The organism is Moorena sp. SIO2C4 (genome assembly GCF_010672485.1).
GTDB classification, from domain to species: domain Bacteria; phylum Cyanobacteriota; class Cyanobacteriia; order Cyanobacteriales; family Coleofasciculaceae; genus Moorena; species Moorena producens.
Window position 1 is genome coordinate 1 of sequence record NZ_JAAHGN010001326.1, and the last position, 1730, is coordinate 1730.

At 44.3% G+C, this 1730-nt stretch carries 2 protein-coding genes; both read right to left on the reverse strand.

Annotated features, from left to right (window positions below; genetic code table 11):
* Positions 1 to 565, reverse strand: a 565-nt coding sequence (locus F6K20_RS37130) for a HypD family hydrogenase formation protein (RefSeq protein WP_502708924.1), incomplete at its 3' end; no start/stop codon positions are given.
* A gap of 37 nt (positions 566 to 602) precedes the next feature.
* Positions 603 to 1259 (reverse strand): D-sedoheptulose-7-phosphate isomerase, encoded by a 657-nt coding sequence (locus F6K20_RS37135; RefSeq protein ID WP_008183973.1) that lies wholly within the window; start codon positions 1257 to 1259, stop codon positions 603 to 605.
* Between the last annotated feature and the right edge of the window lie 471 nt (positions 1260 to 1730).

The window sequence follows — 1730 nt, forward strand, 5'->3', positions numbered from 1 at the left end:
TGTAGTCCAGAATGGCTTTGATAGCCGGAATTAGGGTCATGTGGTTGCAATAAACGCTGAAGTTGCTAATCCCTTCAGCAGCAGCTTGCCCAACTGTTTGCGCTGTACTTAGTACGCTATCTTCGTAGCCTACTGCAAAGAAAACAACCTGTTTGCTAGGATTTTCTTGGGCAATTTTCAGGGCATCTTGGGGTGAGTTGATAGTACGGATATCAGCTCCTGTCCCTCGAATTTCTGAGAGATTTTGTTGAGAACCCCGAATAGTCATCACCTCAGAGAAGGTTGTCAAGATAACATCAGGTTTTTGAGCGATCGCCAGTGCATGATTAACGCGATCAATGGGCAGTGACCATGCCGCCTTACCGTAACCTTGGACAAATTCCAGATGTTCGAGAGCAATGCCATTGAGGTTATGGCTTGCAATGGCAAGGGTTTGCTCACCAGAGACTGCCATCAGTTTAACGGGGCGTCTCAGCTTCGGTGTCAATGAACTGCTAAGACCTGTGATATCTTGCAATATTGTTTGAGTTGGCTTTGATTGGAAAGATTCAACAAGTTCAGTCATAATTTTTTTCACTCCTTATTCAGGACGAATGAATGCCCTACCCTGCCAGAATCGTGTGGACTAAATCCCATAGAATGTGATACGTCGGCAGATGGCTTTCCTGAACCCTGTGAATGCTGGTGTTTTCGACGATCAGGCAGTAATCGACATCTGGGCTTGTTGCCATTTTGCCGCCCTTGCCCCCTACCAGAGCGATTGTAACCATGCCCATTTTTTTGGCTTGGGCAAAACCCCCCAGCACATTTTTAGAATTACCACTGGTAGAAAGGCCAATGATTGCATCACCTTCTCGTCCGTTAGCTAGCAACTGGCGTGCGAAAACTTGGTCAAAACCGAAGTCGTTACTAATTGCAGTAATTGCAGTAGAATCCAGTGACAGATTGATCGCCTCAAGAGAGGGTTTTCCTACACCAATGGGATGGATAAACTCAATGGCAATATGGGCTGCGTCACAGCTAGAGCCACCATTGCCCATGGCTAGAAGCCGTCCGCCATTTCGATACACTTGAGCCAAGGCACGAGCGGCTGCGACAAGGGTAGCACCATAACGCTCAAAATACTTTTTCTGAACTTCTCGGCTTTCAGCCGCTTTTTGAAGCACTGACTCTAATAACGATTGGTCTAGTACATCACTGCTACGTGTTTTGCCCTCTAAAAAAGGGTAAAGGTTATACAAAGGTTGAGCTACAGTCATGGTTTTGACCTTGATATTTTTTGTGGTCAAAAAATATCATAGCACTCGAACTAAAGATTAATAGATATTTCTGCTCCGAAGTCCCAGGGTAAGCGCAAGAATCAATCAGGAGGCTGAGGGGGTGACATGATCCCTTAAAAGCTTACTATATAAAGCTTTGAGGCCAATTATCTCAGGAAAGATCAACTCCCAAATTGACCCTACGCATGATTTTCTGAAAGCTCAAACCCTTATAACATAGTCCAAGGTCAGCCCCAAACAGCATGTATCTTTTTATAACTAATGGGCTGAACTTATTACCCAGTAAGGATTTTAGCTTGCATGTCACCCCCCCAGATCAGGAGGTCTTATTCTAAACACTATTGAGATTAACTTTTAATAGTGCTGAGTTATCTTGGCTTAATATCCTGATAATCCTTGCCCGATCTCACATTTTGGATCAATTTTTATGGTGCTTACCCTGGCTTATTT